We start from the raw sequence: 8,570 nt of genomic DNA, 5'->3' as shown, positions 1-8,570 counted from the left end.
GGGGTAGTTGCGCGATCGGTATTTCTGGTTGGGTGACGATGCCAGATAGCAGTTGCTGACAGTGTTCGAGCATTCTTGCTACTGTGTCTGCGCTGAATCGGCTCCGATCGAATCCCAGTCGTAATAGTAGGTTTTCACCTGGAGCAGCTACTAAGGTTAGGGGATAATTAGTATCTGCACGATTTTGAATATTGGCGATCGTTAAATGACTCAGCGGTTGGTGCTGGACGCTACTGACTGGATAATTCTCAAACACGACCAGACTATCGAATAGCGATGAGCCTCTGGGGACATCGCTCCAGCCCTGAATATCTACCAGCGGTGTATAGGTATATGCCTCAGTAGCTGCTTGTTGGGCTTGAAGCGTCTTTAGCCAGGGGATCGATCGATGGTCGATCGGCAGCGTTGTCCGTAGCGGTAAGCTATTAATAAATAGACCGACAATGGTTTCTACTCCAGGTAATGTCGGCGGACGACCAGCACAAGTTACCCCAAACACCACATCCCGTTCGCCACTATAGCGACTCAACAGTAGTGCCCATGCCCCCTGAATCAGATTGCTTTGGGTGAGCTGATGCTCCCGTGCAAAGGCTTCGATCTGTTGACTGAGTTCGGCGGATACTTCTAATCGGACTTCCGCCGAGCCAGCATCGCCAGTTTTACCGATCGGTAATGGCGTGCGGGTGGTAAAGCCCTGAAGTTGTTGTTGCCAAAACTGAGCCGCTTGGTTCGAGTCCTGTTGCTGTAACCAAGCAATGTAAGACTGATAAGCGGTTGTCGCTGGTAGGGAAGGCGATTGGTGTTGGGAAATCGCCTCATAACTAGCAAACACATCTTGTAAGACGATCGGCAACGACCAACCATCTAACAATAAATGATGGTGGCTCCAGACAAATTCATACCGATCGGGAGCGAACTGCAACAGGTGTAATCGCATCAACGGCGGGCGACTGAGGTCGAATCCTTGCTGGCGTTCTCGATCGATTAAGTCAGCCAATTTGTCCTGCTGGCGGCGATCGTCACAGTCTTGCCAATCTTCCAGCACCAGTGGTAGCACCACATCTCGGCGGACGCATTGCACGGGAGCCGATAAATCTAACCAGGCAAAACTAGTTCGGAAAATTTCATGACGATCGATCGTCTGTTGCCAAGCTTGCTCGAATGCTTCAATATTCATTTTCCCCTGCAATTGACAATGCAAAATCTCCACGTAAGCCCCAGATTCTGGAGCATAAACCGTGTGGAAGAGCATTCCCTGTTGCATTGGTGACAAGGGGTAGATATCCACTACCTGTCGCCAATCTTCCCCGACTAGCCGATCGAGTTCCGCTTGGGACAAAGCCGTTAACGGGAAGTCTGAGGGTGTGTAGCCACCAGATGTAGGTTCCAGACAATGGTCGATTAGTGCCTGCAAATTCTGAAGCAACTGCTGCGCCAATCGTTCGATCGTCTGCCGATCGAATAAATGATGACTGTAGCTCCAATCAAACTCCAACTGACCGGAACTAATTACCGCATTAATATCTAAAATGTGCGATCGTTGTCCTAAGCTGCTAGTTTCGGTCCCAGCGGACTCACTCGCTAACTGGAAGTCACCATCATCCGCCAAGGTGCGCTCGAATCGACCCAAATAATTAAAGCTAATTGGCGCAGCCGCCAGATCGATTAAACTCGGTTCCTGGCAGACATAGCGCAACAGTCCGTAGCCAATGCCTTTATGCGGAATCTGCCGTAATTGCTCTTTGATGCTCTTGAGCAGTAGTCCTGGCTGCTGCGCCGATACATCCAGACAGACGGGGAAGAGGGTCGTAAACCAGCCCACCGTCCGCGAAATGTCTAGATCGGCGAGTAGTTCCTCGCGACCGTGACCTTCAAGATCGAGCTGAATGGTGGACATCTGTGTCCAATCGCTGATGGTTTGAGCCAGAGCCGCCAACAACACATCGTTAATTTGGGTGCGGTAAATTGCTGGGACTTGCTGGAGTAAATCTTGAGTCGCGGCTACCGATAGCGATACCGAAACATGTTCGCTAGAGCTAACCGAGTTCTCGCCCTGTCGATCTAGCGGTAAAGTCCAGGGTTGCGATCGAGTCTGCTGCTGCCAGTAAGTTAATTCTGTCGTAAAGTTGGCGGCAAGTTCGGTAGATCGCTCGCACCACTGTTGCCAGGAGGTCGTTTTGGGCGGCAACCCGATCTCCAGACCTTGCTGGAGTTGCTGTAGGGCAGTTTGGATATCTGCCAATAAAATCCGCCAGGATACCCCATCGACAGCCAAGTGATGAATGACAATTAATAACCGTTGGGGCTGGTGCGCGCCCATCTGAAACAGCGTTGCGCCCAGCAAACAACCTGCGGTCAAATCTAGGCTGGCTTGTTGTTGGCTGCAAAGTTCGGTCAATCTGTCGGTCTGCTGCTGACCTGTTAAATCGCCTAAATTTATAACTTGCAGTTGGGGTAGCTCGCTGACAGGGGCGTTAAACTGCTGCCAACCGCGATCGGTGGCTGTAAATGTCAAGCGGAGAGCATCGTGGTGACTGACGATCGTGGTTAAGACCCGTTGCACGCGATCGACATCCAGATCGGCAGGTACTTGCAGCAACACCGATTGATTGAAATGGTGCGGCTCGGGGAATTCCCGCTCGAAGAACCAAGATTGAATCGGCGTCAGCGGTACAGCTCCCGTTACCATCCCTTGTTCCGCACGGACGACCGTGCCAGTTTCGACAACTTTGACTAATTCGCCAATCGATGGATGGCTAAACAGTTGCTTGAAGGTTAACTTGATGCCGACTTGGTTGGCGCGAGCGATGATTTGCAAACTCAGAATCGAATCGCCACCAATGGTAAAGAAGTTATCCTCCAGACCCACCTGAGGCAATCCGAGTACTTCTTGCCAAATCTGCGCTAGGGCAATTTCTAAAGGCGCAGTCGGTAGGACTAGATCGCGCTGAGCGATCGCCACCGTCGATGGTGCGGGTAAGGCTTGACGATCGACTTTACCACTGGGAGTTAAGGGGAGACGATCGAGTTGCACGAACGCACTGGGCTGCATGTAGTCAGGGAGGCGGGCGGCGATAAACTGGCGCAGCTCTGCTTCTAAGGTGGAGCTGTCGGTTACTGGCGACTGTAAGACATAGTAAGCAACCAAGCGCGATCGACCGACATCGGCTACGGGAGGTCGATCGACGACTACAGCTTGAAGCTGCGGATGCTGACTGAGTACGGATTCAATCTCCCCAAGTTCGATCCGGAAGCCGCGAATCTTCACCTGTCGATCGATCCGTCCGAGGTATTCAATTTGACCGTCGGGTAAATATCGGGCGAGATCGCCACTCCGATACAGGCGTAAATCGTTTTCGGTGGTGATAAATTTGGCCGCCGTCAGTGTCGGCTGACCCAGATAACCGAGTGCTAAACCAGCACCACCAATATGTAGTTCGCCAGCAACACCGATCGGGTTCTGTTGTCCGTGAGGATCGAGAATTTGGACTTGCGTATTGGCGATCGGTCGCCCGATCGAGATCTGCGTTGCAGTCGATAGATCGGCAACTGTAGTGACGACGGTGGCTTCTGTTGGCCCGTAGGTATTGAGCAGGGGAATTTCTGGACAATGACGTTGCCACAGCTCGACATGACTGGTGGAAACCTGTTCGCCACCGATAATCGTCAGCCGCACCGTCGCGGGGAGACTCAATCGATCGGTAACTAGAGTGGTAACTAATTGCTGCCAATAAGCTGTCGGCAAATCTAATACCGTAATCTCCATCGATTCGATCGCTGTCACGAACGCGGCGATCGAATCGAGCATGGCTTCCTGTCGCAACACCAAGGTCGCGCCCCGGAGGAGGGTCGGATAAATTTCTTCGATGGCTGTATCAAAGCTGTAAGCCGCAAATTGCAGCACTCGATCGGCTGAGGTAATCTGGTAAGCCGCTTGTGCCGCTGTGATGAAGTTGACCAAGGCGCGATGCTGAATCATCACCCCTTTGGGTGTTCCAGTCGAGCCAGAAGTATAGATAATGTAAGCTAACCGATCGGGGTTGTAATCGACGACAGGCGGCGTTGTCGGGTAGCGATCTACAGATCGATCGTCCAGTTGCACCACTGACATACCTGCGGTCGATAGCGGCAAGCCGAGATCGCTACGGGTTATTAATACTGGCACCTGGGCATCAGTTAACATCAACTCCAAGCGACCGATCGGATAAGCCGGATCGAGGGGCACATATGCCGCCCCAGCAATCGACACCGCCAACATCGCCACGATCGCATCGAGCGATCGTGGCAGACAAATTCCGACTAAACTATCGGGCTGGACGTTCGCGTCTAGGAGCAGGTGCGCTAATTGGTTGGCGCGTTCGGCTAGCTCGCGATAGGTCAACCGATCGCCACCCTCAATTACGGCGACGAGATCGGGTGTGGCGGCCACCTGCTGGGCAAATAACTCTGGCACACAGAGATCGTGAGGATAATCGCACTCGGTGGCGTTCCAATCCTGCAACTGTTGCACTTCTGCGCTAGATAGCAGCGGTAATCGTGACAACGACAGCTCGGTATTACTCACCATCCCCACAATTAGATTGTGGAGATGACCCAGCATTCGATCGATCGTCTCTGGTGCGAAGCGACAGCGATCGTAGCTAATATCTAACGTTAATTCGTGACCGGGTAGCACCGTCAATGTCAGTGGGTAGTTGGTTTGCTCCAGACTGCGGACGTTGGCAATCTCTAGCGTTTGCCCTTCTACGCGACCGTTGACAGCCTCACCGAGCGGGTAATTTTCAAACACGACAATACTGTCGAATAGTGGTACTCCACGCGGCACCTCACTCCAACCTTGAATATCGACCAAGGGCGTGTAAATATACCGTTCCCGATCTTGTTGCTGGGTTTGCAGGGTTTGCAACCACGGTAAAACACTCAGCTCGCTAGGGATCGAGACGCGCACGGGTAAGGTATTGATGAATAAACCCACCATTTCCTCGACTCTCAACAGCGTCGGGGGACGACCGGAAACCGTGACCCCAAACACCACCTCAGTTTCCCCACTGTAACGGCTGAGTAACAACGCCCAAGCTGCTTGGATCTGATTGCTCAGAGTCAAGTGCTGTTGGCGGACAAATTCTTGAAGTGTGGCTGTCGTCTCGATCGATAACTGGAGCTGGCGCGTCTCGTAACCTGGAGTCAATTCCGTGTGCCGATCGGTAATTAGTGGCGTTGGGGCAGTAATCCCCTGAAGTTGCTCTTGCCAGAACGCTTGAGCAGCCGATCGATCTTGGGTTTGCAACCACGCAATATAGTTACGGTAAGGGGAGACGGCAACCTGTGGCGCGGGTTGACCGCTGATGCTGGCATGATAATCGGCAAACAGTTCTTTAAATACAATCGGCAACGACCAACCATCTAACAACAAGTGATGGTGAACCCAGACTAATTCGTAGCGATCGGTTGCCAATTGAATTAAATGTAGCCGCAATAGGGGCGGACAGCTCAAATCGAAGCCCTGTAGGCGTTCTCGCTCGATTAGTTCTGCTAGCTGGGCTTGCTGTGACTGCTTGTTTCGCCAATCATGATAGGTAAATGAGAGCGGAACTTGGTGACGAACGACTTGTAAGGGTCGAGCGAGATCTCCCCACACGAAACCCGTGCGGAAAATATCGTGTCGATCGATCGCCTGTTGCCAGACTTGCTGGAAAACTGGCAGATCGACAACACCGTGTAACGTGCAGTGGAGGAGTTCTACATATACCCCCGAATCTGGATCGGCAACGCTGTGGAACAGCATTCCCTGCTGCATCGGCGAGAGGGGATAAATATCCGCCACCGCCGACCAATTATCGCCGACTAACCGATCTAGTTCGGGCTGAGATAGCTGCGCCAGCGGGAAGTCTGAAGGAGTATAGCCTCCAGATGTCGGTGCCAAGCAATGCTCGATCGTCGCTTCTAGATAGTTGATGAATCGCTCGGCTAAATGCTCGATCGTCGATCTGTCGTGTAAGTTACTGCTGTAGCTCCAGCTCAACTGCAATCGATCGGTGACGATCGAGCCACTGATATCTAACAGATGATGGCGATTGCCCTCGGTACTGACATCGGCTCCGGTGGATTCACTCGCCAGTTGGAATTTCCCCTCAACATCCAGCGTGCGATCGAATTGTCCTAGATAGTTAAAGCTAATTGGTGCAGTTAGTTGGTTGACCAAACTTGGTGCTTGACAAATGTACCGCAATAGTCCATAACCAATACCTTTATCGGGAATCGATCGAATTTGTTCTTTAATCGTCTTGAGCCAGACGGAGGGCTGTCGCTGTGCAGGGAGATCGAGACAGACTGGGAATAGCGTTGTAAACCAGCCGACCGTGCGGGAAATGTCCGTTGCCGCGCCTAATTCTTCTCGACCGTGGCCTTCCAAGTCCAGGTAAACACGCGATTCACCCGTCCACTCTGCGATCGTCTGCGCGAGTGTACTCAGCAACACATCATTAATCTGTGTTCGGTATGCTGCTGGTACGCGGTGTAATAAATCTTGAGTCGCAGTCGCCGAGAGGGAAATTTCTACCGTATCAACCGAATCGAGCGAATTTTCGCCAACGCGATCGATCGGCAAGGAGTAGCGATCTGGTGGGGACTGAGCTTGCCAGTATGCCAATTCGCCCCAGCGATCTTCGGCAGTTGCCGTCAACTGCTGCGCCCACTCCTGCCAAGCGGTAGTTTTAGCTGGGAATACAATGTCTAGACCGCGATCGAGCTGCTGGTAGGCGGTTTGCAGGTCTTCTAATAAAATCCGCCACGATAACCCATCTACGGCTAAGTGATGAATGGCGATCAGCAGTCGTTGTGGCTGACCTGGGCACAGCCGGAACAGCGTCGATCGGACTAAACAGCCCGCCGCTAGATCCATAGTTGCTTGGTGTTGAGAGCAAATTTCCGTGAGTCTGTCCGTCTGCTGCTGACCTGTCAAGTCGCTCAAATCGACGATTTGAAGCTGCGGCTCGGTACCCAATGGCGCATTCTGTTGGTGCCAGTCCCGATCGCTACTGACGGTAAATTGCAGCCGCAGCGCATCGTGGTGACTGACGATCGCCGTCAACACTTGTTGCAACCATGTCGCCGATATATCGGTGGGTACTTCGAGCAGCACGGCCTGATTGAAATGGTGCGGAGCGGGTAACTGTTGGGCAAAGAACCATTTTTGAATGGGTGTGAGCGGGACGGCACCCGTAACAATCCCCTGCTCTGCGCTGATGCGGGGCTGGGTACCAGCAACCCGCGCTAGTTCGCCGATCGACTGATGGGCAAAGAGTTGTTTGGGTGTAAATTGAATTCCCGCTTGGTTCGCCCGCGCCACAACTTGCAAGCTCAGAATTGAGTCCCCACCAATGGCGAAGAAATTATCTTGAGTTCCTACCTGGTTCAGACCCAGCACTTCTTGCCAAATCTGGACTAAAGTTACTTCGACATCAGTTTGCGGCGCGACATATCCAGCGGCTAACATGGTCGTGAGATCCGGTGCGGGTAGCGCGGCTTTATCGACCTTGCCATTCGGTGTTACTGGCAACTCTGGTAATAGCACAAACGCTCCGGGCACCATGTAGTCAGGCAACCGCTCGGACATAAATTCCCGCAGTGCTGCTACCGATGGTTGCCCGCTCGGTTGCGGTACCACATAAGCTACCAGTTGTTGGCGACCCGAGTCTAAAGTTCTGGCAACCACCGCAGTTTGAAGCACGTCGGGATGCTGACCCAGCATCGTTTCCACTTCGCCCAGCTCGATCCGAAAGCCTCGGAGTTTGACCTGTTGGTCGATCCGACCTAAATATTCAATCTGACCATCAGCGCGATAGCGTCCCCAGTCGCCCGTGCGATAGAGTTTCGCTCCGGGTACCCAAGGATGGGGTACGAACTTCTCGGCAGTCAATTCTGGCCGATTCAGGTAGCCCCGCGCCAAATTCACACCACCTAGATAAATCTCACCACCGATCCCGACAGGTACTAGTTGCTGGCGATCGTCTAATAGATAGGCTGAGGTGTGCGCGATCGGTCTGCCGATCGGCGGTTGTCCGCGATCGGGTTGACACTGGGCGATCGTCGCACACACTGTCGTCTCGGTCGGGCCGTAAGCATTGTAAAAATTCCGACCGACTGCCCAGCGATCGATTACAGATGGCGGACAACTTTCCCCCGCCACAATCAGATACTGTAGTTCGGGGAAATCGGCGATCGGCATCACTGTCAAGGCAGCAGGCGGTAAGGTCGCATGGGTGATACAGTGGCTGTGTAAAAACTGTTGTAAATCTACCCCTGGGGCGATCGCATCTCGATCGCCCAAGTAAAGTCTGGCTCCATTACCCAGTGCCATCCAGATTTCCCACACCGAAGCATCAAAGCTCAGGGAGGCAAATTGCAGCACCCGACTCTGTGCCGTCACTTGGAAGATTTCTCGGTGGAACAGTACCAGATTTCCCAGTCCTCGGTGCGTTACCATCACACCTTTCGGTTGCCCCGTGGAACCAGAGGTATAGATGACGAAAGCCAGTCGATCCAAGTCGCGCTCTGGGATCGGCAGCGAC

The 8,570-nt window shown here is 52.9% G+C and carries 1 protein-coding gene; it reads right to left on the bottom strand.

Annotated features, from left to right (window positions below):
* Positions 1 to 8,570, bottom strand: an 8,570-nt coding sequence (locus tag C7B77_RS17415; protein ID WP_146138375.1) for a non-ribosomal peptide synthetase, incomplete at both ends; no start/stop codon positions are given.

It is taken from the genome of Chamaesiphon polymorphus CCALA 037, from assembly GCF_003003845.1.
Lineage (GTDB): Bacteria > Cyanobacteriota > Cyanobacteriia > Cyanobacteriales > Chamaesiphonaceae > Chamaesiphon > Chamaesiphon polymorphus.
The sequence above is the reverse complement of the archived record's forward strand: the minus strand, read 5'-3'. Positions and strand labels throughout refer to the sequence as shown.